Source organism: Nocardioides panacisoli, assembly GCF_019448235.1.
In the GTDB taxonomy this organism is placed as follows: domain Bacteria; phylum Actinomycetota; class Actinomycetes; order Propionibacteriales; family Nocardioidaceae; genus Nocardioides; species Nocardioides panacisoli_A.
In genome coordinates this window covers 531,143-551,714 of the sequence record NZ_CP080409.1, presented here as the reverse complement: position 1 = coordinate 551,714, position 20,572 = coordinate 531,143, and the positions used below count along the sequence as shown (strand labels likewise).

The 20,572-nt window shown below is 70.9% G+C and carries 22 protein-coding genes and 1 pseudogene; 4 read left to right on the top strand and 19 right to left on the bottom strand.

Features of this window, described 5'->3' with window-relative positions; genetic code table 11:
• Window positions 1–57: 57 nt before the first annotated feature.
• From KUV85_RS02725 to KUV85_RS02715, 3 genes are read right to left on the bottom strand one after another with little or no spacing between them, the layout of a single operon-like run.
• Window positions 58–549, bottom strand: coding sequence for a MarR family winged helix-turn-helix transcriptional regulator (locus KUV85_RS02725; protein ID WP_219961684.1), 492 nt, complete (start codon window positions 547–549; stop codon window positions 58–60).
• Window positions 549–1,073 (bottom strand): PH domain-containing protein, encoded by a 525-nt coding sequence (locus KUV85_RS02720; RefSeq protein WP_219961683.1) that lies wholly within the window; start codon window positions 1,071–1,073, stop codon window positions 549–551. The genes KUV85_RS02725 and KUV85_RS02720 overlap by 1 nt, the downstream gene beginning before the upstream one ends.
• A gap of 10 nt (window positions 1,074–1,083) precedes the next feature.
• Complete coding sequence (locus KUV85_RS02715; RefSeq protein WP_219961682.1) at window positions 1,084–1,251, bottom strand: hypothetical protein; 168 nt, start codon at window positions 1,249–1,251, stop codon at window positions 1,084–1,086.
• Between the two features lie 139 nt (window positions 1,252–1,390).
• Between KUV85_RS02715 and KUV85_RS02710 the strand changes: the two genes are divergently transcribed.
• Window positions 1,391–2,470, top strand: a complete 1,080-nt coding sequence (locus KUV85_RS02710; RefSeq protein WP_219961681.1) for an LOG family protein — start codon at window positions 1,391–1,393, stop codon at window positions 2,468–2,470.
• Window positions 2,471–2,485: 15 nt separating this feature from the next.
• On the opposite strand, the gene KUV85_RS02705 is transcribed toward KUV85_RS02710, so the two are convergent.
• The 3 genes from KUV85_RS02705 to KUV85_RS02695 all read right to left on the bottom strand — a co-directional run bounded on the left by KUV85_RS02705 (window position 2,486) and on the right by KUV85_RS02695 (window position 5,225).
• Window positions 2,486–3,613, bottom strand: coding sequence for a glycosyltransferase family 4 protein (locus tag KUV85_RS02705; protein WP_219961680.1), 1,128 nt, complete (start codon window positions 3,611–3,613; stop codon window positions 2,486–2,488).
• Window positions 3,614–3,703: 90 nt separating this feature from the next.
• A complete protein-coding gene (gene rlmN / locus KUV85_RS02700) occupies window positions 3,704–4,834 on the bottom strand; it encodes a 23S rRNA (adenine(2503)-C(2))-methyltransferase RlmN (protein ID WP_219961679.1) in 1,131 nt (376 codons plus the stop codon).
• Between the two features lie 37 nt (window positions 4,835–4,871).
• On the bottom strand, window positions 4,872–5,225 hold the full coding sequence (locus KUV85_RS02695; protein ID WP_219961678.1) for a hypothetical protein: 354 nt from the start codon (window positions 5,223–5,225) through the stop codon (window positions 4,872–4,874).
• A 60-nt stretch (window positions 5,226–5,285) separates the two neighbouring features.
• On the opposite strand from KUV85_RS02695, the gene KUV85_RS02690 reads away from it, so the two are divergent.
• Window positions 5,286–6,077 (top strand): tryptophan 2,3-dioxygenase, encoded by a 792-nt coding sequence (locus KUV85_RS02690; RefSeq protein ID WP_219961677.1) that lies wholly within the window; start codon window positions 5,286–5,288, stop codon window positions 6,075–6,077.
• A 5-nt stretch (window positions 6,078–6,082) separates the two neighbouring features.
• Window positions 6,083–7,282 carry a kynureninase gene (locus KUV85_RS02685; RefSeq protein ID WP_219961676.1) on the top strand — a complete coding sequence of 400 codons (1,200 nt, stop codon included), beginning with the start codon at window positions 6,083–6,085 and terminating at the stop codon, window positions 7,280–7,282.
• Window positions 7,283–7,455: 173 nt separating this feature from the next.
• Here KUV85_RS02685 and KUV85_RS02680 read toward each other — a convergent pair whose 3' ends face one another.
• From KUV85_RS02680 to rpsB, 8 genes are all read right to left on the bottom strand, one after another.
• On the bottom strand, window positions 7,456–8,340 hold the full coding sequence (locus KUV85_RS02680; RefSeq protein ID WP_219961675.1) for a phosphatidate cytidylyltransferase: 885 nt from the start codon (window positions 8,338–8,340) through the stop codon (window positions 7,456–7,458).
• 19 nt (window positions 8,341–8,359) lie between these two features.
• Window positions 8,360–8,914, bottom strand: coding sequence for a ribosome recycling factor (gene frr, locus KUV85_RS02675; RefSeq protein WP_237690237.1), 555 nt, complete (start codon window positions 8,912–8,914; stop codon window positions 8,360–8,362).
• A 63-nt stretch (window positions 8,915–8,977) separates the two neighbouring features.
• The gene (gene pyrH / locus KUV85_RS02670) at window positions 8,978–9,691 is read right to left on the bottom strand and encodes a UMP kinase (RefSeq protein WP_237690187.1); all 714 of its coding nucleotides are present in this window, start codon (window positions 9,689–9,691) and stop codon (window positions 8,978–8,980) included.
• A gap of 17 nt (window positions 9,692–9,708) precedes the next feature.
• Window positions 9,709–9,984 (bottom strand): hypothetical protein, encoded by a 276-nt coding sequence (locus tag KUV85_RS02665; RefSeq protein ID WP_219961673.1) that lies wholly within the window; start codon window positions 9,982–9,984, stop codon window positions 9,709–9,711.
• Complete coding sequence (locus KUV85_RS02660) at window positions 9,981–11,231, bottom strand: hypothetical protein (protein WP_219961672.1); 1,251 nt, start codon at window positions 11,229–11,231, stop codon at window positions 9,981–9,983. The genes KUV85_RS02665 and KUV85_RS02660 overlap by 4 nt, the downstream gene beginning before the upstream one ends.
• Before the next feature lies 1 nt (window position 11,232).
• Window positions 11,233–12,441 carry an SPFH domain-containing protein gene (locus tag KUV85_RS02655; protein WP_219961671.1) on the bottom strand — a complete coding sequence of 403 codons (1,209 nt, stop codon included), beginning with the start codon at window positions 12,439–12,441 and terminating at the stop codon, window positions 11,233–11,235.
• A 253-nt stretch (window positions 12,442–12,694) separates the two neighbouring features.
• Entirely contained in the window at window positions 12,695–13,504 is an 810-nt protein-coding gene (tsf, locus tag KUV85_RS02650) for a translation elongation factor Ts (RefSeq protein ID WP_219961670.1), read from the bottom strand.
• Between the two features lie 51 nt (window positions 13,505–13,555).
• Entirely contained in the window at window positions 13,556–14,563 is a 1,008-nt protein-coding gene (gene rpsB, locus KUV85_RS02645) for a 30S ribosomal protein S2 (protein ID WP_219961669.1), read from the bottom strand.
• 419 nt (window positions 14,564–14,982) lie between these two features.
• Between rpsB and KUV85_RS17520 the strand changes: the two are divergent.
• Window positions 14,983–15,411: pseudogene (locus KUV85_RS17520) on the top strand (peptidoglycan DD-metalloendopeptidase family protein); the annotation flags it as partial.
• 75 nt (window positions 15,412–15,486) lie between these two features.
• Here KUV85_RS17520 and KUV85_RS02640 read toward each other — a convergent pair.
• The 5 genes from KUV85_RS02640 to KUV85_RS02620 all read right to left on the bottom strand — a co-directional run bounded on the left by KUV85_RS02640 (window position 15,487) and on the right by KUV85_RS02620 (window position 20,571).
• On the bottom strand, window positions 15,487–16,437 hold the full coding sequence (locus KUV85_RS02640) for a tyrosine recombinase XerC (protein WP_219961668.1): 951 nt from the start codon (window positions 16,435–16,437) through the stop codon (window positions 15,487–15,489).
• 72 nt (window positions 16,438–16,509) lie between these two features.
• A complete protein-coding gene (locus KUV85_RS02635; protein ID WP_219961667.1) occupies window positions 16,510–17,313 on the bottom strand; it encodes a prepilin peptidase in 804 nt (267 codons plus the stop codon).
• On the bottom strand, window positions 17,295–19,439 hold the full coding sequence (locus KUV85_RS02630) for a hypothetical protein (protein ID WP_219961666.1): 2,145 nt from the start codon (window positions 19,437–19,439) through the stop codon (window positions 17,295–17,297). The genes KUV85_RS02635 and KUV85_RS02630 overlap by 19 nt, the downstream gene beginning before the upstream one ends.
• Window positions 19,436–20,086 (bottom strand): PilW family protein, encoded by a 651-nt coding sequence (locus KUV85_RS02625; RefSeq protein WP_219961665.1) that lies wholly within the window; start codon window positions 20,084–20,086, stop codon window positions 19,436–19,438. Before KUV85_RS02625 ends, KUV85_RS02630 begins: the two co-directional genes overlap by 4 nt.
• Window positions 20,087–20,103: 17 nt before the next feature.
• Window positions 20,104–20,571: a type IV pilus modification PilV family protein gene (locus KUV85_RS02620; protein WP_219961664.1), complete on the bottom strand. Its 468-nt coding sequence runs from the start codon at window positions 20,569–20,571 to the stop codon at window positions 20,104–20,106.
• Window position 20,572 lies beyond the last annotated feature (1 nt).

Genomic DNA, 20,572 nt, shown 5'->3' with positions numbered 1-20,572 from the left:
GACGGCTCACGCCGACCGGCGGGGCCCGTCGGCCCGGGGCCACCGGCGCCGGGGACGTCAGTCGTCGAAGTCGCCGGCGCCCGCGCGCACCGGCTGCAGCAGTGCCGAGAGCTCGCGCAGCTGGGCCTCGTCCAGGTGGCCGATCGCGAAGTCCGCGCCGACGAGGTCGGCGGTGGCGACCTCGACGAGCTCACGGCCCTCGGGGGTGATCTCGGCGAGCACGGCCCGGCCGTCCTCGGGGTGGGGCACCCGGCGGACCAGTCCCGTCTCCTCCAGGCGGCGCACGATCGAGGTGACCGAGGTGGGGTGCACCTGCAGCCGCTCCCCCATCTTGCCCAGCGGCAAGGAGCCCCGGGAGGAGAAGGTCAGCAGGACGAGCGCCTCGTAGCGGGCAAAGGTGAGCCCGTGCGGCCGCAGGATCGCGTCCAACCGTCCCAGGACCAGTTGGTGCACCCGCATCAGTGAGGTGACGGCGTGCATCGCCGGCACCGCCTCCCAGCGTTCGCCCCACTGCCGGGCGGCCTCGTCGATCGGGTCGAAGGGGAGCATCAGTTCGGGATCCTCGGGCCACGCAGGCCGGAACGCTGGACCACGCGCTGGATCGACAGGTCCCGCTCGTCGGCGCGGCCGACGTAGCGGATGTCGCGCAGGCCCTGCTCCTGGGCGGCCGACTCGAAGCAGAAGTGGCCGAACCCGAAGACCCGGCCCAGCAGCGGCTTCTGCACCGAGATGTCGAGGATGCGCGCGAGCGGCATGGTGGCGTGGTGCTGGTTGAGCACGCCGTGGACGCGGAAGACCCGCATGTTGGTGATCACGAACCGGTCGCGGCGCTCACGGACCGCGCACCAGAGCGCGTGCACGGCCAACAAGAACGCGGCGAGGAGCAGCAGCCACGCGATGGTGACCGAGACGACCGCACTGGCGACCAGCAGCCCCACCGCGAGGCAGGCCTCCAGGGCAGGCCGGACGTAGACGATCCAGTGGTGGCAGACCTCGTCCACCACCACCTCGCCCTCCTCGCGCAGCAGGTGGCGACCGATGCCCGGGTCACCGACCCATCGCCAGAAGCCCACGGTGAGCCGCTCAGAAGGAGGTGACGAAGTCGATGATCCCGGCGAAGAGCTGGGTGGTGAGGTCCCACCCCTGGTCGCCGGTGGTCTTCGCGATGTCGGCGAGCCCGGACGGGTCGTTGAACATCCAGTAGCCCAGGAACACGACGATCGCGATCACGGCGATCTTCTTGACGTCCATGGGTATCTCCATCCTGACCGACGGCGCGCACCGGATCGTGGCCGACCGCGTGGGCATGACTCCCCACATTGGTACCAGCCTCGCCCCAGTTCGCGTGGGAGGCACGCGGGCCCCGACACCGACGCCTAGGCTCGGTGCCGTGCAGCACACCCGTGGGCAGGTCGTCGTCGTGGAGTCACTCGCCGAACTGGACCGGCGCCTCGCCGCCGGCGCGCGCCACCTGACGGGGTGGCGGCTGACCGGCGTGGACCTGCGAGAGCGTTCGCGCGAACTGGCCAACTGCGACACCACACGCACGACCTTCGCCGGCTGCACCTTCGCCCCGGGCGACGACCACCTCCACAGGGTCCGCGGGGCCCTCGTGCTGCCCGCGGTGCACCAGGCGCCGATCGACCCCCACCGCAGCGAGCTCTACGGCGTCGCCGAGCTCTACGACGCCCCGGCGTGGCGCGACAGCCTCGACGGCCGCGCCTACGCGTGGCTCCAGACCGCGCACGAGCGCGACGCCGTGCTCGCCCGGGTGCTGCACGACCAGGGCATCGACACCGCGTTGCGGCGGTGGACCGACGGGCGTGACGTCGTGGGCGTCATGGGCGGGCACGCCTGGGCGCGGGACCGGGCGGCGTACGCCGACGCCGCGCGGCTGGGCAGGTTGCTCGGCCGGACCCACACCGTGGCCACCGGCGGCGGACCCGGCGCGATGGAGGCGGCGAACCTCGGTGCACGGCTGGGCACGGCACCCGAGGGTGCGCTCGCGGACGCGCTCGCCACGCTGGCGCGGGTGCCGTCCTTCCACCCCGACGTCGACGCCTGGGTGGCGAGCGCCGCAGCGGTCCGGGACGGCCTCGACGCCACCGCCGAGACCCTCGGGGTGCCCACCTGGCACTACGGCCACGAGCCGCCGAACCTGTTCGCCACGTCGGTGGCGAAGTACTTCCGCAACGCGCTGCGCGAGTCGATCCTGCTGCAGGTCTGCAACGCCGGCATCGTCTTCCTGCCCGGGGCAGCGGGCACCGTGCAGGAGGTGTTCCAGGACGCCTGCGAGAACTACTACGCCTCCGAGGACGCGGTCGCTCCCATGGTGCTCGTAGGTCGGGCCCACTGGACCGAGGAGCTGCCCGCGTGGCCACTGCTGGAGTCACTGGCACGCGGGCGGGCGATGGCCGACCACGTCCACCTCGTCGACACCGTCGAGGAGGCCGCGGCGCTGTTCGAGTGATCGCGGGCGGCGGTCTCAGGCGGCGAGCAGCGCCGACTCGCGGGCGATGACCTCGCGGTAGTGGGCGACGAGCAGGTCGTTCAGCGCCCCCCAGGAGCGGTCCTGCACGCTGGCGACCGCGGCGTCGGCCATCGCCGCACGCCGCTGCCGATCGCGCGCGAGCGCGTCCACGTGGGCCGCCATCTCGCCCCCGTCGCCGGGCCGGTAGAGCAGCCCCGCGACGCCGTCGTCGACCACGTCGACCGGTCCTCCCTGCCGGGGGGCCACGACGGGGACCCCGGATGCGAGCGCCTCCTGCGCTGACTGGCAGTAGGTCTCGTGGCGCCCCGTGTGCACGAACAGGTCGAGCGAGGCGTAGGCACTGCTCAGGTCGGCGCCGTGCTGCACCCCGAGGAAGTGCGCCCGCGGCAACAGGGAGCGGAGCCGCTGCTCCTCCGGACCGCCGCCCACCAGCACGAGCGCATAGCGGGGGTCGTCGTGGAGGTGGCTGAGCAGGTCCAGCTCCTTCTCCGCGGCGAGGCGACCGACGTAGCCGACGAGCAGCTGTCCCTGCGGCGCGAGCCGTCGCCGCAGCTGCTCGTCGCGGTGCCGCGGGTGGAACGACGCGAGGTCCACGCCGCGCCCCCACCGGGCGAGACCGGGTACGCCGAGGCCCCGGAGCTGCTCCAGGCTCGCCGTGGACGGCGCGAGCGTGCGGTCGACGTGGGTGTGGATCCGGCGCGTCATCCGGGCCGCGGCGCGCACGCCGCCGGGGACGTCGTACCGCTCGGCGAAGCCGATCAGGTCGGTCTGGTAGATCGCGACCGTGGGGATCTGCAGCTCGCGGGCCGCCCGCGCCGCCTGGTGGCCGAGCAGCGCGGGCGAGGCGAGGTGGACCACGTCGGGACGGAACCGGGCCATCGCGGACCGCAGGCGGCGGCGGGACTCCAGGCCGATCCGGAAGTCGCGGTAGAACGGCAGCGCCGCGCCGCGGGCGTGGCGGACGCGGTGGCCGGCGTAGATGTCGGGTCCGGTGGGAGCGATCAGTTCGGCGCGGTGGCCCTGGTCGGCGAGGTGCTCCAGGACGCGGCGCACCGAGTTGGTGACACCGTTGACCTGGGGAAGGAAGGACTCGGCCACGACCTGCACCCGGAGAGCATCCATGCCACGGACGCTAGGGAGGCGTCCGGAACGGACTCCGACCGACACGAGAGCCCAACGTGTCGGGCCAGTGAACGATGGCGACGCCGCGCCTCAGCCGCCGTCCGGGGAGGCTGCCAGTTGGCCACAGGCGCCGTCGATGTCCTGGCCCCGGGTGTCACGCACGGTCGTCGGGACACCCTTGGCCTCGAGGCGGCGTACGAACTCGCGCTCGTCCTCCGGGTCCGACGCGGTCCACTTCGAACCCGGCGTCGGGTTGAGCGGGATCAGGTTGACGTGCACCCAGCCCCAGTCGCCGTAGGAGGTGAGGACGTCGGCCAGCAGGTCGGCGCGCCACGCCTGGTCGTTGATGTCGCGCATCATGGCGTACTCGATCGAGACGCGACGCTTGGTGCGCTCGGCGTAGTGCCAGGCCGCCTCGACGGATTCGTGCACCGAGTAGCGGGTGTTGATCGGCACCAGCTCGTCGCGCAGCTCGTCGTCGGGGGCGTGCAGGCTCAGTGCCAGCGTGACCGGGATGCCCTCCTCGGTCAGCTGGTTGATGCGCGGCACGAGGCCGACCGTGGAGACGGTGATGCCGCGAGCGGACATGCCAAGGCCGTCGGGCGTGGGGTCGGTGAGGCGGCGTACGGCGCCCATGACGGCCTTGTAGTTCGCCAACGGCTCGCCCATGCCCATGAAGACCACGTTGGAGACGCGACCCTCACCGCCGGCGACGTCGCCGCGGGCGAGGGCCCGGGCGCCGGCGACGACCTGCTCCACGATCTCCCCGGCCGACATGTTGCGCTGCAGGCCGCCCTGGCCGGTCGCGCAGAAGGGACAGGCCATGCCGCAGCCGGCCTGGCTGGAGACGCACATGGTCACGCGGCCCGGATAGCGCATCAGGACCGACTCGACCATCGCACCGTCGAACAGCTTCCACAGCGTCTTGACCGTGGCGCCCTTGTCGGCCTCGAGCGTGCGCAGCGGCGTCATCAGCTCCGGCAGCAGCGCCCGCACGAGGTCGGCGCGCTGCCCCGCCGGCAGGTCGGTCATCTGCTCGGGGTCGTCCACGAGCCGCGCGAAGTAGTGGGCGGAGAGCTGGTTGGCCCGGAACCCGGGGACGCCGAGCTCGGCCGCGCGCTCCTTGCGCTCGGCCGGCGTGAGGTCCGCGAGGTGGCGGGGCGGCTTCTTGCGCCCTCGGGGTTCGTCGAAGACGAGCGGCAGCGGGGATCGATCGGTCATGACGTGGCCCAGTGTCCCATCCGCCCGGCCGGGGCGACTAACCGTCGCGCTTGAGCAGGATCCACAGCACGATCGCCGCGACCCCGCCGGCGACGACCAGGGTCATCACGGTGCCGAAAAGCATGTAGCGCCCGAACCGTCGGGTCCGCGTGGGGACGAGCAGGCCGATGGGCACCGCGAGGGCGATCACGACGAAGGGGAAGAGCTCCTCGGCCCGCTCGTCACTGACCAGCGCCGACACGATCGCGGTGTAGATGCCCGGCACGATGATGATGTAGAGCATCCCGGTGAAGAACCCGGCGAGCGGGAAGAAGACGGGGTGCTCGCGGTGGAACCAGTCGGGTCGTCGCGTGGACGGCTCGACCTGCGAGGTCTCCGCTCCCGACTGCATGCCCGGATCGTAGCCGCCAGCGGTCCATCGAGGTGAAGCCGTGTCTGCCACAGTGACCCCATGGCCGAGCAGCACCCCGCCCTCACCTACCGCAGCTATCTGGCACTGGACGAGGTGCTGACCGCACAGCACCCGCGGTCCTCCGAGCACGACGAGATGCTCTTCATCGTGATCCACCAAGTCTACGAGCTGTGGTTCAAGGAACTGCTCCACGAGTTCGCCCACCTCCAACGACGGTTGGAACAGGGCGAGTCCGCGCCCGCCCTGCACACGTTGCGGCGCATCCTGACGGTGCTGAAGGTGGCCGTGGCGCAGGTGGACGTGCTGGAGACGATGACGCCGCGCCAGTTCACCAGCTTCCGCGGTCGGCTGGACTCCAGCAGTGGTTTCCAGTCCGAGCAGTTCCGCGAGCTGGAGGCGGTCCTCGGGCGGCGCGACGGCGGGATGACGAGGCACTACCCCACCCAGAGTCCCGGTCGCGCACGGATCGAGGATGCGATGGCGCGCCCGTCGGTCCACGACTCCTTCGTGCGCTACCTCCGCGCCAGCGGGTACGACGTCTCCGACGCCGACCTGCACCGCGACGTGACGCGGCCGCTGCACCCGTCCGCGGACCTGCAGCGCGTGCTGCTCGAGGTCTACGCCGACGACGCCCAGCCCGCGCACGTCGCCGAGCGCCTCATCGACGTCGACGAGGGACTCCAGGAGTGGCGCTACCGCCACGTGAAGATGGTCGAGCGAACCATCGGCAGCAAGCCCGGCACCGGCGGCTCCGAGGGAGCCGGTTACCTCCACACCACGCTGCACCGACAGGTCTTCCCCGACCTGTGGGCGATCCGGAGCCAGATGTGAACGCCGTGGCATCGGCGACCGACCTCGCCGCCTCCCCCAACCCGCTCGCCCGGCACTACTCCCGCTTCGGCGTCGCCGACCGGCTGCTGCTCAGCGGGCACTCGCACCAGGCGTGGCCGGACGTCGCACGCGAGGGCCTGGTGGCGGCGTACGACGACGCGGCAGCGGACGTGGACCAGAAGTGGGAGCGCGCCTTCGCGCAGGCCGAGGCCGTCCGCGCCGGCCTGCGCACCTGGCTCGACGAGCCCGACGGGCAGCTCGCACTCGGCGCCAGCACCCATGACCTGCTGCTGCGGTTCCTCTCCGCGGTCGACCTGCCGGCACGTCCTCGGCTGGTGACCACCGACGGCGAGTTCCACGCGCTGCGCCGTCAGCTCGACCGCCTCGGCGAGGAGGGCGTGACGGTCGTGCGGGTGCCGGTCGAACCGCTCGACACGCTCACGGCGCGCATGGCCGATGAGCTCCGGACCCCGACCGCCGCCGCGTTGGTGTCATCGGTGCTCTTCGAGACCTCCCGCATCGTCCCTCACCTGGATCACCTCGCCACCGCGTGCGCCGCGGCCGGCAGCGAGCTGCTGGTCGACGCCTACCACCAGCTGGGCGTGATGCCGCTGCCGATCGAGCGGACCGGACTGGCCGACGCCTGGGTCGTCGGGGGCGGCTACAAGTACCTCCAGCTCGGCGAGGGCAACTGCTTCCTCCGGCTGCCCGCCCACGCCGCGGACCTCCGCCCGGTCGTCACCGGCTGGTTCGCCGAGTTCGGGGACCTCGCCGAGGACACCACGCCTGACCGGGTCGCGTACGCCGCCGGCGCCGACCGGTTCGCAGGTGCGACCTACGACCCCAGCAGCCACTACCGGGGCGCCCGTGTGCTGCGATTCTTCGCCGACCAGGGACTGACGCCGACGCTGCTGGAGGCCTCCTACGCGCGGCAGCGCTCGGTGCTCGCCCGTGCGTTCGACGCCCTGGACGCGCCCCCGCAGCTGATCACGCGCGACCGTGCCACCCCCGACGCGGCACACGCCGGCTTCCTCGCGCTGACCAGCCCCCACGCGGCCGACCTCGCCAGCGGGCTGAGCGCCCGCGGGGTCCGGGTCGACAGTCGCGGCGACCACCTCCGGTTCGGCCCGGCCCCCTACCTCTCCGACGCGCAGCTCGAGACCGCGATCGGCGTGCTCGGCGCGGTCGTGGCCGAGATCCCCTGACGGTGCCCCCTTCGTCCTCGTTCTGCGGGGCTCGCCTCCGCTGGCGACCCCGCAAGCTCGTCGCCACCGACGGCTCACTCCTCAGACGAAGACGGTGCCCCCTTCGTCCTCGTCCTGCGGGGCTCGCCTCCGGTGGCGACCTCGCAAGCTCGTCGCCCCCGACGGCTCACTCCTCAGACGAAGACGGCGTAGTGCAGCAGGAGCCAGATCGGGGCGATCGTCGCCAGCAATGAGTCGAGCCGGTCCATCAGGCCGCCGTGGCCCGGGATCACCTGGCTCATGTCCTTGATGCCGAGGTCGCGCTTCATCACCGACTCGCACAGGTCGCCGAGCGTGGCCATCACCACGGCGATGAGACCGAGCACCACACCGACCCACCACTCGCCCTCGAGCAGGTGGACCACCAGCACCCATCCGGCCGCGACCGTCGCCACGGTGGATCCGGCGAAGCCCTCCCAGGACTTCTTCGGCGAGATCACCGGCGCCATCGGGTGCTTGCCGAAGAGCACGCCGGCGGCGTACCCACCGATGTCGGAGGCGATGGTCACCAGGATGAAGGTGAGGATCCCTCGCACCCCGAAGTCATCCAGCCCTCCCCCGGTGCGACCGCCCTCGGCGAGCATGAGCGCGACGAAGGATCCCAGGAACGGGACGTAGACGAGCGTGAACACCGAGGCGGTCGCGTTGCCGACGTAGCCGTCGACGCCGCGCCGCAGCAGCCACAGCATGATGATCAGCGCCGTCACCGCTGTCGCGGTGACCAGCGCCTCGGCGCCCCACAGGTACGCGACGACCACCATCGTGACGCCGCCGACCATCAGTGGCTGCTCAGGCAGGTCGATGCCGCGGGCCTGCATCCCCTGGTGCAGCTCCCAGATCGCCACGACGACGGCCGCCGCGACGATCAGCATGAAGGCCGGCTTCCAGAACAGCAGCGACGCACCGATCGCTGCCAGGAGCACCACCGCCGATCCGACGGCCGCCTTCAGGTCTCGTCCCGCACGCCCATGGTCAGTCGGCGGCTGCGCGTCCTCCGGGGAGGTGTTCGCTTCCGTCATGTCGTGGGGTTCCGGCGCCTCACAGCTCGAGGAGCTCGGTCTCCTTCTTCTTCAGCATCTCGTCGATCTCGTCGGTGTGCTTCTTGGTGATGCCGTCGAGGCGCTTCTCCCCGCCGGCGACGTCGTCCTTGCCGACCTCGCCGTCCTTCTCCAGCTTCTCCAGGCCCTGCTTCGCCTTCTGACGGACCTGGCGCACCGCGACGCGACCGTCCTCGGCCTTGGACCTGGCCAGCTTGATGAACTCCTTGCGGCGCTCCTCGGTGAGCTCGGGGAAGACACACCGCAGCACCTTGCCGTCGTTCGCCGGGTTCACGCCCAGGTCGGAGTCGCGGATCGCCCGCTCGACGTCGCCGATCGCGTTGATGTCGAAGGGCTGCACCATGATGATGCGCGGCTCGGGCGAGGTGAAGGACGCCAGTTGCTGCAGCGGCGTCGACGAGCCGTAGTAGTCGACCATGATCTTGTTGAACATCGCCGGGTTGGCGCGCCCGGCCCGGATCGTCGCGAACTCCTCACGGGTGGCGCCGACCGACTTGTCCATCTTGTCATCGGCCTCGTCGAGGATCTCGTTGATCACACCTGGTCCCTTCGTCTGGTCCGTCCGGAGCCCCGGACGACTGCGCTGATCATGGGGCCGTCACCCGGCGGTGACGAGCGTCCCGATTCTCTCACCCTGCACGACGCGGAGGATGTTGCCCTCGGGCTGGAGTCCGAACACGACCATGGGCAGCTTGTTCTCGCCCGAGAGGGAGAACGCCGTCTGGTCCATGATCCTCAGGTCCCGCGCCATGGCCTCGTCGTAGGTGATGGCGTCGATCTTCTCGGCGGTGTCGTCCTTGCGCGGGTCGGCGGTGTACATCCCGTCGACGCCGTTCTTGGTCACCAGCACGGCGTCGCACCGGGTCTCGAGTGCCCGCTGCACCGAGACGGTGTCGGTGGTGAAGAACGGCAGGCCCATGCCCGCTCCGAAGATCACCACGCGTCCCTTCTCCATGTGGCGGATGGCGCGCAGGGGGATGTAGGGCTCGGCGACCTGACCCATCGTGATGGCGGTCTGGACCCGGGTCTCCACGCCGGCGCGCTCGATGAAGTCCTGCAGTGCCAGGCAGTTCATGACCGTGCCGAGCATGCCCATGTAGTCGGCACGCACGCCGTCCATCCCACGCTGCCGCAGCTCGGCGCCACGGAAGAAGTTGCCGCCGCCGGTCACGATGCAGATCTGGACACCTGCGCGCGCGACCTCGACGATCTCGTTGGCGATCATCTGGACCACGTCGGGATCGATGCCGACCTTGCCGCCACCGAACTCCTCACCGGACAGCTTCAGCAGAACTCGCTCGTAACCCGTCACGGGGAGGACACTACCGGTCAGCGCAGTCGCTGCACGCGTCGCCGGTGGTGGCCGCTGTTGTCACCGGAGATCCCGGACTTGCGGGTCTTCGCGATGTGACCGGTCCGCTCCTCGCTGCCGCGCACCGGATCCGCCTCGATGATCGTGTCGCGTTCGTAGGCGTGGGACTTGTCGGTGTTGCGGTAGTAGCGATGGATCAGCCAGTACGTCGCCGCGCCACCGATCGGACCGCCCAGCAGGAGCACCCACGGGGAGTCGTCCTCGCTCGCGGCGACCATCAGCTCGAGCATCATGCGCTGGCCACCAGGATCGCGCCGGCGATGCCCTCGAGGAAGGTGCCGACCGTGAGCGCTGCGAGGAAGAGCCGGGGGTGGGACACCGGCACGCTGCCCATCGTCTCCCCGGTGCGGGCGTTGACCGCGATGTAGTGGAGCAGCTGCTTGTCCTCCTGGAAGTAGGAGTAGAGCCACACCGGGAGGTACATCGCGACCCACCGGGACCCACCCACGTCCACGCCCTCGGCCTCCCAGCGCACCCCACGGTCGAACTGGCGCAGCGATGCCTGCACCTCCGAACGGCCGATCGAGAGCAGTTGGTCCTCCAGCACCGGGTGCAGGTCGGCGACGTTGAGGTCGCGCTTCTCGCTGCTGAAGCCGGTGAGGTAGCTGGCGTTCCACTGCACCGCGTTCTTCGTGTCGAACGGCAGGATGGTGTTGACGATGTTGTTGGTGTTGCCGGGCCCCATCGTCGCCCGCTCGGAGGACCCCTCGAGCGTCAGGTCGTCGACGACGAAGGACACCTCCCGGTCGACCCGGTAGACGTCGGCGGCGTAGTAGGTGACGCTGTCGTCCCCGCGCTTCTCGGTCCACCGACGCGTCTGGACCTCGCCCTCCCCGCGGTAGGTCGCGTCGGCGTGCGCGTCCACCACGAGGTAGGGCAGGTAGACGCCCATCACGTTCTCGGGGACGAACTCCTCCTTGAACCGGGGATGGGCGAACAACCGGCGACGACCGGCGAACTCACGGATCCTCGCGACCCCCTCGTCCTTGGTCAGCTTGAAGGGGAGGACGGCGTCGGGCACGGCACCGTTGGGGATCTGGCTGTTGACGTTGAGCGTGTGCCGGCACCAGTGGCAGCGCGCGTTCAGGGACTCGGCGGTGTCGACGACGACCTCGGCGCCACAGCCCTCGCACTTGAACGTCACCGTGTCCTGGGCGTCAGCGGCGATGTCCTCGGCACCGCTGGCGATGACCGTGCCGTCCAGGTCCCGGATCCCCTCCCCCAGCCCGAACCTCTCCTCGACCCGGGTCTCCTGCCACTCGTTGCGGCAGAACAGGCACATCAGCATGCCGCTGGACCCGCGGAGGCGGACATCGGTCGACCCGCACTTGGGGCAACGGTTGATGCCGTCCCGCAGGGACTCGTTGACGGTCTCGATGCTCGGTGGCGACTCGGGCTCGGCCCGGGCAGCCTCGAGCTCCTCGGCCAGCGACGGTGCCGGCTCCTCCGGCGACGGCGGCGGTGGCAGCTCCTGGGTCATCTCAGAGCCCGAGCGCCTTCGCCTTCGCCGCGTCGTAGTCCTCCTGGCTGATGAGGCCGGCGTCGAGCATCTTCTTCGCCCGGGTCAGGACCGCGACCGGGTCCTCCGCCGCGCCGCCTCCACCGGCCGCTGCCGGCGCGGGAGCCGCCGGCTGCGCAGGTGGCGCGGGCTGCTGTGCGGGCGCACCCGTGGGCTGCTGGAGGCCGCCGAGGCCGGTGGTGCCGGCGGCCATGCCCATGCCCAGCATGCCGCCCGGTCCCGCGTTCTCGCCGGCCGACTCGAACCCGGCGGCCACCGAGGCCTGCAGGTTGGAGTTGCCCCGCGAACCCGAGAGCGCGTCGGCGCGCTGCACGTTCTTCAGCAGCTCACGGGTGGTGGCGTCGTACTCGATGGAGACGATCGCGGTCTTCACGATCTCCAGCCCACGGTCCGAGCGCCACTGGTAGTTCTCCTCGACCGCGGCGGAGAGCGACTGGGCGAATCCGATCGAGTCCTGCTGGATCCGGCTGATCCGGTTCCCCTTGGCGGGGTCGTTGGTGTACTTGGAGAACGCCGGCGCGAGCGAGCCGACGACCTCGTTGAACAGCTGCTCCCCCGCGGGGTTGTCCATGTCGGTGAAGTCGAAGACGCCACCGCCGCCGATCACCTCGGCGGGCACGAAGTTCCGCACGAAGATCAGCGGGTCGTGGATCCGGAGGGTGTACGTGCCGCGCGTGATGGCGCCGACCTGGGTGTTGAGGAACGCGTCGTCCCAGTAGATCTCCGACTGGGTCCCGAACTTGTTGTTGGGCAGCTCCTTGAGCGCCACGAACACCGCGTTCTGCTGGGTGCCGGGTCGCCCGCCGAACTTGAAGCGCTCCCAGCTCTGCTTCAGGACCGACTCGACCAGGCCCCCGCCGGTGAAGACCGACTGGGATGCGGAGTCCTCGGAGTCCCAGACGTAGGCTCCCGGCTCCGCCACGAGACCGGTGAAACCGCCGTCCTGGAGCAGCACGAGCCCGTACCCCTCGGGAACGACGAACTTCGAGCCGTTGGTGATGACAGCACTCGAGCCCGAGGTGTTCGCACCGCGGCCGGCGTTCTGGCCCCGCGGCACCGCCGGGAAGAGCGCCGCCGTGGGCGGCAGACCGTCCGGGACGGTGTAGAAGTCGCGCCACTGGTCGCCGAGCGTGCCGCCGACGGCACCGGTCGCAGCCTGAATGAACCCCATCTACCGCTCTCCTCCATCCGCACCCACGGTCCCCGTGTACGCACGGAGCACCGGCCACGCCAGTCCCGAGATCGGCAGGCTCAACATACAACAGGCGGTGGGTGGTGCAGCCGGCTTCGACGGACCGTCCCACGTACGGTGCCCGACGGATGCCCGAGCACCGCGTGTGCGCAGACCACCAGAACGTCGCGGCGGCCCCCGCCCCTGTTGTGAGGGACGAGGGCCGCCGCGTGTGGTCGGACCGGACGGTGCCTCAGGCACCCACCTCGAACCGCTCGAACCGGCTCAGCGACGTGCCGGCCTCGTCGAGCAGCTGCTTGACGGTCTTCTTGTTCTCCATGACCGAGGGCTGCTCGAGCAGCACGTGATCCTTGAAGTAGGCGTTGACGCGCCCCTCGGCGATCTTGCCCACGACCTGGTCGGGCTTGCCCTCCTCGCGCGCGGTCGCCTCGGCGATCTCCCGCTCCTTCGCGACGACGTCCTCGGGGACCTCGTCACGGGTGAGGAAGTTCGGACGCATCGCGGCGGCCTGCATCGCTGCGCCGCGGGCGGCCTCCTGGTCGCCGTCGTACTGCACCATGACACCGACCGCAGGCGGCAGGTCCGCCGCACGGCGGTGCAGGTAGGTGACGATCTGGCCGTCGAAGTAGGTCGCGCGACCGAGCTCGATCTTCTCACCGATGGTGATGGCCAGGCCCTCGACGAACTCCGCAACGGTCTTGCCGTCGACCTCGGCCGACTTCAGCGCCTCGGCGTCCGCCGCGCGGGCGGTCTCGGCCGCCTCGGCGATCTTCTGGGCCGCAGCGACGAAGTCGTCGTTCTTGGCCACGAAGTCGGTCTCGCACTTGAGCTCGACCATGGCGCCGCCGGAAGTGGCGACGAGGCCGTTGGCGGCCTCCCGCTCGGCGCCGCGCTTGGCTGCCTTGGCGGCACCCTTGACGCGAAGTACCTCGACCGCGGCGTCGATGTCGCCGTCGGACTCCTCGAGCGCCTTCTTGCAGTCCATCATCCCGGCACCGGTGAGCTCACGGAGCTTCTTCACGTCGGCAGCGGTGAATGCCATCGATCCTCCTGGATCTTCGAAAGTGGATGGGGTGGTGGTCGCCGGGGCGACTCAGGCCTCGGTGGTGGCGTCGGCGGTGTCGCCGGCCGGCTGCTCCGACGACTCGTCGCCCTCGGCCTCGCCAGCAGCCGCGGCCGGAGTGCCAGCGGCGGCCTTCTCGGCGGCGATCTCGCCGTCCTCGGCCTTCGCCACCAGGGGGTCCTCGGCGGCGGCCCGCTCGGTCTTGGCCTCCTGGCTCTCCGACGGGTCGGGGGCGCCCTCGGGCTTGGCGGCGTCGAGCTTGTCGGCGTCCGCGTCACCCTTCTCGAGCAGCTCGCGCTCCCACTCGGCCAGCGGCTCCTCGGCCCCGGCGTCCTCGCCCTTGCCGCCGGAGCGCTCGATGAGGCCCTCGGCGACCGCGTCGGCGACGACGCGCGTCAGCAGGCCGACGGCGCGGATCGCGTCGTCGTTGCCCGGGATCGGGAAGTCGACCTGGTCGGGGTCGCAGTTGGAGTCCAGGATGCCGATGATCGGGATCCGCAGCTTGCGGGCCTCCTCGACGGCGAGGTGCTCCTTGTTGGTGTCGACGATCCACATCGCGGCCGGGGTACGGCCCATCTCGCGGATACCGCCGAGGGTCTTCTGGAGCTTGTCGCGCTCACGCTTGAGCTGCAGCAGCTCCTTCTTGGTCCGACCCGAACCCGCGACGTCGTCGTAGTCGATCTCGTCGAGTTCCTTCAGGCGGTTGATCCGCTGGTGCACGGTGGCGAAGTTCGTGAGCATGCCGCCCAGCCAGCGCTGGTTGACGTAGGGCATCCCGACGCGGGTCGCCTGCTCGGCGATGGCCTCCTGGGCCTGCTTCTTGGTGCCGACGAAGAGCACCGACCCGCCCTTGGCCACGGTCTCCTTGATGAAGGCGTAACTGCGGTCGATGTAGGCCAGCGACTGCTGCAGGTCGATGATGTAGATGCCGTTGCGATCGGTGAGGATGAACCGCCGCATCTTGGGGTTCCAGCGCCGGGTCTGGTGCCCGAAGTGGACGCCGCTCTCGAGGAGCTGGCGCATGGTCACGACTGCCATGATGTCTCCTTGTGGAGCCGCCGTCGTACCGCGCGCCCTTGCAGGTGAGAGCGCGCCCGACGGTGGATCTCCGGTTGTGTTGTCAGTTGCTGTGACGCCGCGCACGGGACGAGGTGCCACCCTGATGCCCACGCGGGACCCCACCGTCCGGCGAGCCGGACGGACCGAGGATCCGCGCCCACGGGCGGTCGGTGCCGGAGCGACACCGTCGTGGTCTGTGGGCATGCGAATTCCGGCTCCTGGGAGCCGGTCGTCACAGAATACGTCGTCCTCGGTCCCGCCGCGAATCACCGCGTGCGGTCACCTGCGCCGCGTCAGGGGCCCGGTCGCCTCCACAGCCCCGCCCGGCCGTCCACCAACACCGCTCGCGCGCCACGACCGTCGCGGCGCGAGACGGCCCGCCCCGGCAGGCTCCTCGCATGCGACGCCTGCTGCTCCTCACCATGCTCCTGGCCCTGGTGCTCGCGACCGGGACCGCACCGGCCCGTGCCGAGGTCGACCCGACCGGACGGTGGCCGCTGCGGCCCCGTCCCACCGTGGTCGGCGACTTCGCGCCGCCGGCATCGACCTACGGATCCGGGCATCGCGGCGTGGACGTCCTCGGCCGCGTCGGGCAGCCCGTCGGGGCCGCGCTGCCCGGGCGGGTGACCTTTGCCGCTCCCCTCGCCGGGCGAGGCGTCGTGGTGGTGTCCCACGGCGACACGCGCACCACCTACGAGCCGGTCTCCGCCACGGTGGACGTCGGGGACCGCGTGGCTGCCGGCGACCTGCTCGGCCGGCTGCAGCGGCCGGGTTCGCACTGCTTCCCCGACGCGTGCCTCCACTGGGGGTGGCGCCGTGGCGAGACCTACCTGGACCCCCTGCGCCTGGTCGGGGCGGACCGTCCGGTGCGACTGCTCCCGTTGTGGCGGGAGCCAGCGAGGTCAGGCTCTGGGGTGGGCCTGCTGGTAGGCGCGGCGCAACCGGTCGGACGTGACGTGGGTGTAGCGCTGCGTGGTCGCGAGCGAGGCGTGGCCCAGCAGTTCCTGGACCGACCGCAGGTCCGCCCCACCCTCGAGCAGGTGGGTCGCAGCAGTGTGCCGTAGGCCGTGCGGGCCGAGGTCCGGTGCTCCCGGCACCTCGGCGAGCCGGCGATGGACCATCGTGCGCACGGCGCGCTGGTCGAGCCGGCCGCCACGGGCCCCCAGGAACAGGGCCGGTCCGGACCCCGCACGCGCCAACTGCGGTCGCCCCCGACCCAACCAGTCGTCCAACGCCCGAGCGGCGGGGACACCGAAGGGCACCGTGCGCTCCTTGCGTCCCTTGCCGAACACCCGGACGACGTTCCGGTCCCGATCGAGGTCGTCGACGTCGATGCCGACCAACTCCCCCACCCGCATCCCGGTCGCGTAGAGCAGCTCCAGGCACGCCACGTCCCGCAGGCCCACAGCGCTGCCGTCGTCGGCGGCCTCGGCTGCCGCGGCAATGACCGCACGGGCCTCGGGCACTCGCAACACCTCGGGCAGCACCTGGTGGGGACGCGGTGACCCCAGCGCGGAGCCGGCGTCATGGGACGCGCGCCCGGTGCGGGCCAGCCATCCGGTGAAGACCCGCGCGGCGGTGGCACGCCGCGCGATGGTGGTGCGTGACTTCCCCAGGGACTGCTGTTGGGCCAGCCAGCTGCGCAGCGTCCGCAGGTCGAGCTGCTGCGGGTCGGTGAGTCCCAGCCGGTGGGCGTGTTCGAGCAGGCCGGCGACATCGGCGAGATAGGCACGCACCGTCGACGGCGCCAGGTCGCGTTCGCGCGCGAGGTGTCGCTCGTAGTCGGCGAGCACGACCGCGAACGCCTCGGGAGGCTCCCGCTCGGGCTCGACATCGTCCACGTTCGCGATCACGTGACGACTCTAGGAGTGGCGGGCGTCATCTCCGGGGAGGTCGCGCGTGGTGGCGCCGGCGGGGACGGCCCGTCACACGCCCAGGACCGCCGAGAGGTACACATCACCGAAGTGGTGGGCTCCCAGGATCGAGGTCCACGCCCCCAGCACCAGGAACGGTCCGAACGGCACCGCACTCCGTCGGTCGGCACGACCACCGGCGAGCAACATCACGCCGGCCAGGGCGCCGAGCAGGAATCCGCCGAAGACGCCGACGAGGAGCGTCCCCCAGGACAGGTACGCCGTCATGCCCCCGATCAGCCCCGCCAGCTTCACGTCGCCGAAGCCGAGTCCGCCCGGAACCAGCATCGCGAGGAGGAAGAACGCAGCGAACACACCCCCGGCCCCCAGGAGCGCCCGTAGCAGGGCATCGCTGTCCCAGCCGACCGCGAGCAGCACCGCCAACGCCGGATAGGTCGGCAGCACGATCACGTTCGGGAGCCGGCGCACGTCCAGGTCGATGGCGGTCAGGACGATGCCGACCGCAGCGAAGTCCAGGAACGCCGGCAGCACCGCGAGGTCGTCGCGGAACCGGAGCGCGACGACGACGAAGGCCGCGGCGGTCCCCACTTCCACCAGCGGGTAGCGCACGCTGATGGGGGTGGCACAGTCGGCACAGGCGCCGCGGAGCAGCAGCCATCCGAGGACGGGGATGTTGTGCCGGGCACGGATCACGGTGCCGCACTCCGGACAGGCCGACGGCGGCCGCACGACCGACTCCCCTGCCGGCACACGGTGGATGACCACGTTGAGGAACGACCCGATCACCAACCCGACGACCGCGGCGAGTGGGACGAGGGCGGCCGATGGGACGTCGTTCAGCGCTGCTGGCTCCAACTCAGCACCTTCATCCGTCGTCGGCCGGGCTCGGCCGGCTGGTCGGTCGGATCGGTGATCAGCACCCGCGAGGTGAGTGCGGGCTCCCCCGTTGCGCTCGAACAGGTCGCCTGATCCGCACAGACGTAGACCCTCAGGTCCACGGCCGTGACGTTGCTGCCGAAGCCGGGCCCGTCTTCCGGGATCGACACCACCGGATGCGCGAAGGGGTACTGCGGAAGGCCGCGGATCACGGCTTCGCGCGCCACCAGCCCCCACCGGAAGCCGACCACCGCGTTCTGGTTGCCGATGTCGAGGTCGATCCCACCCTCGGGGACGTAGGTGCTCCCCTGGACGACGAAGGATCCCTTCCAGCTCGAGCCGCTGGACCCGGTCAGGAACGTGATGTCCGCTGCCTGGGCGCGCAACGACGGCGGACGGTACTCGAGTTCCAGCTCGACGGCATCGATGTCGACGACGGCGTCGCTCCCCGCGGCGGTGACCTCCACGGTCGGCAGGTCCCCTCCCACGCCCCCGTCGTGGACTGCGGGCGCCAGCAGCTCAGTCACGTCCAGCTCGTCCTCGCGCCACGTGTCGCTCGTGGCCCAGGTCTGCTCGGAACTGGCCGAGTCCACGGTGACCTCCACGGCGAGGTCCTCGACGTCGTCACCGTCCTCCCGGTGGCGCACGACCAGCGTGGCGTCGGTCAGCAGCGCGCCATCCGGCACGGCATCTGACGGGGCGAACCCGGTAAGTGTCACGACGCCCGCGCCGTCGGAGCTCCCGCCACCGCCGTTGCCGTTCCCGTTGCCATTCCCGTTGCCGTTGCCATTCCCGTTGCCGTTGCCATTCCCGTTGCCGTTGCCGTCGTCGGCGTCGGTGTCCTCGATCGTCCAGGTGATGACCTGGCCATCGACCTCGTCGAGTTGTCCCGTCGCCGTGGCGGGACTGAAGCCGGCGCCCGGGCCGCTGCTCTCCAGGTCGACGACGTCGGCGGTCAGGGTCGCCTGCTCCGGCGGTGCGGCGTCGCCGTCGCGCAGGCCGAACAGGACGACGGGGGCGGTTCCCCCGAGATGGTCGCCGCACAACTCCACCTCGGCGTCCTTGCCGAGCACGATGCGGCTGTCGTGGCCGAACACGAACTGGACGCCTTCGGCGCTGGCGGAGTCGATCGGGCTGACGCAGGCCCCCGGTGGCGTGGCGGTGTCTCCGAGCTGACCACCGACCACCGTGGTGTTGATGGTCCACTCGTTGGGGCCGTCGGGCATTGCCCCGTTGTTGTCGGGGTCATCGTTGCGGAAGTCGAAGTAGTAGTCGCCGGGCAGGAAGTGGGTCGTGCTGCAGGCGTTGGTCGCGGAGGTCAGCGCCACGGCATCGTCGTAGTGGCCCGGCTGGAAGGTGCAGCCGGTCGGCTTCCGGAGGGCAGGGACGTCGACCAGGTTCGCTGCCACGCCAGCAGCGGGGTCGGGGACGGGCGGATGGCTGCACTGCACGTCACCGACCTCGCTGACGATGTCGCCGGGGTGGCAGCTGGTGCTCCACACGTAGCTGTTGGTGTAGAGGTTCCCGTGCGTCACGGCGATCCCACCGTTGGCAGCGATCCCACCGCGGACCAGGAAGTCGTTGTCGTTACCCCCGCCCAGCGGATCGACGGTGAGTCCGTCCTGGAGAACGGTGAGCGCTCGCCCATCACCTTCCGCGCCGACGCCGACGCCGGTGCCGAAGATGCCCGTCCCCGCAACGCGATCGCACGTGACGGCTGCCGACACACGTACCGCGTTGGCGTCGCCGTCCGGGTCGATGTCGCTGAGCTGGATCTCGTCGCGCGGGCTGCCGTCACCGTCGATGCCGAAGCAGCCCGCGCCGTCGAGACTGTCGTTGAAGACCCACGGGGAGGGCGGGTAGGACGCACCCGGGTCGTGGGCGTCGGACCCCTGTTCGAGGTGGTTGATCGCCACGTTCGCCGCCGCGTCCGCCGCGTACGAGGTCGAGGCCACATCGCGCAGCTTGGTGGTGGCGATGAAGTTCCCTCCGCTCTGGCTGAGGACGGCGCCGGTAACGAGGGCAACCGTGGTGACCACGATGATTGCGATCACCAGGATGGCGCCGTCGTCGCGGCGCCAGGCGTTGAGAGCCACGCGCCTCATCCCTGCCTCCGTTCCGCCGTCAGGGTGGTGCTGTAGGTCGTCGTTCCGGGCCCGTCCTGCACGCCGACGTCGATGGTGAGCGTGACCGTGGCCGGCAACGGACTGGCCGAGGTGCAGGGGGTGAGGGCCCCCACGGAGTCGTGGCACGCCACGGTCGGCGCCGCCGTCAGGTGACGGGCCACAACGTGGGTGTCGGTCACCGAGCCGCCGAGGCACCGCACACGGGTCAGCCGGGTCTGGCCGTCGGTCGTGGTGGCGACGTACTTCGCCACGTGGCTGACCGTCGCGGTCCACGCCTGGTCCGGGTCGTTCTCGGCGGAGGGGTAGTCCTGCCATCCGAAGCCGATGACCACCGTGCCCACCGGCCCGCCGCACCCCGGAGGCGAGGACCCCACCCAGACCGAGGACTGACTCGGGAACGGATCGGCAGCAGCCGGCGCGTAGCCACGGCGACCGAGGCTGCTCACGTCCTGCTGCCAGTAGGTGGAGACGAACTGCTGGTCGACGGACTCGGTGAGCCGCGCCTGGGTGGTTCCGGCGGTCTTGAGGTACTGGATGACCACGCCGGAGAGTCCTGCGACGACGATGCCGAGAATCGCCACGGTCATGACCAGTTCCACGAGCGTGAATCCGTCCTCGGCCCGCATGCGCTCGCGCCCCCGCGTCAACACGGGTTCCCGACCGGTCCGTCGCAGGGTCGACGGAGGACGACGTACATCGTTTCCGCTGCGCTGTGCTGCGCATCGCCGGGGCTGGTGACCGAGAGCCGTACCCGCTGAATGCCGTCGTCGCCGCCGCTGCAGCCGACCCACGCCGTGCCGTTCCAGCTCTGCGCCGCCGACTGGCTCGTGGTGTAGCCGGCCGGGAGCGTGCCGAGCGACACCTGGCCGGTGTAGTGGTCAGCACCGGCGCAGTCCTGGTAGTGACCGGACCCGACGTGGTCCTGCACGGCCTCCGCCAGGCTTCGGACGTAGGCACCGCCGGTGGCCTGCTTGCGGTGGACGTCGGAGGACCTGATGCTGAACTCGATGCCCCCCAGGATCGCCACGGCGGCGAGTCCTAGGATCGTCAGCGCCACGACCGTCTCGACGAGGGTCGCGCCGGCGTCGTCGCGCACCGCTCTGCTGCGCATC

Excerpts from the sequence above, each read along its gene's own strand:
- KUV85_RS02725 (WP_219961684.1), bottom strand. The coding sequence starts at position 549 with ATGCTCCCCTTCGACCCGATCGACGAGGCCGCCCGGCAGTGGGGCGAA.
- KUV85_RS02715 (WP_219961682.1), bottom strand. The coding sequence starts at position 1,251 with ATGGACGTCAAGAAGATCGCCGTGATCGCGATCGTCGTGTTCCTGGGC.
- KUV85_RS02705 (WP_219961680.1), bottom strand. The coding sequence starts at position 3,613 with ATGGATGCTCTCCGGGTGCAGGTCGTGGCCGAGTCCTTCCTTCCCCAG.
- rlmN (WP_219961679.1), bottom strand. The coding sequence starts at position 4,834 with ATGACCGATCGATCCCCGCTGCCGCTCGTCTTCGACGAACCCCGAGGG.
- KUV85_RS02695 (WP_219961678.1), bottom strand. The coding sequence starts at position 5,225 with ATGCAGTCGGGAGCGGAGACCTCGCAGGTCGAGCCGTCCACGCGACGA.
- KUV85_RS02690 (WP_219961677.1), top strand. The coding sequence starts at position 5,286 with ATGGCCGAGCAGCACCCCGCCCTCACCTACCGCAGCTATCTGGCACTG.
- KUV85_RS02680 (WP_219961675.1), bottom strand. The coding sequence starts at position 8,340 with ATGACGGAAGCGAACACCTCCCCGGAGGACGCGCAGCCGCCGACTGAC.
- KUV85_RS02665 (WP_219961673.1), bottom strand. The coding sequence starts at position 9,984 with ATGATGCTCGAGCTGATGGTCGCCGCGAGCGAGGACGACTCCCCGTGG.
- KUV85_RS02660 (WP_219961672.1), bottom strand. The coding sequence starts at position 11,231 with ATGACCCAGGAGCTGCCACCGCCGCCGTCGCCGGAGGAGCCGGCACCG.
- KUV85_RS02655 (WP_219961671.1), bottom strand. The coding sequence starts at position 12,441 with ATGGGGTTCATTCAGGCTGCGACCGGTGCCGTCGGCGGCACGCTCGGC.
- tsf (WP_219961670.1), bottom strand. The coding sequence starts at position 13,504 with ATGGCATTCACCGCTGCCGACGTGAAGAAGCTCCGTGAGCTCACCGGT.
- rpsB (WP_219961669.1), bottom strand. The coding sequence starts at position 14,563 with ATGGCAGTCGTGACCATGCGCCAGCTCCTCGAGAGCGGCGTCCACTTC.
- KUV85_RS02630 (WP_219961666.1), bottom strand. The coding sequence starts at position 19,439 with ATGAGGCGCGTGGCTCTCAACGCCTGGCGCCGCGACGACGGCGCCATC.
- KUV85_RS02625 (WP_219961665.1), bottom strand. The coding sequence starts at position 20,086 with ATGCGGGCCGAGGACGGATTCACGCTCGTGGAACTGGTCATGACCGTG.
- KUV85_RS02620 (WP_219961664.1), bottom strand. The coding sequence starts at position 20,571 with ATGCGCAGCAGAGCGGTGCGCGACGACGCCGGCGCGACCCTCGTCGAG.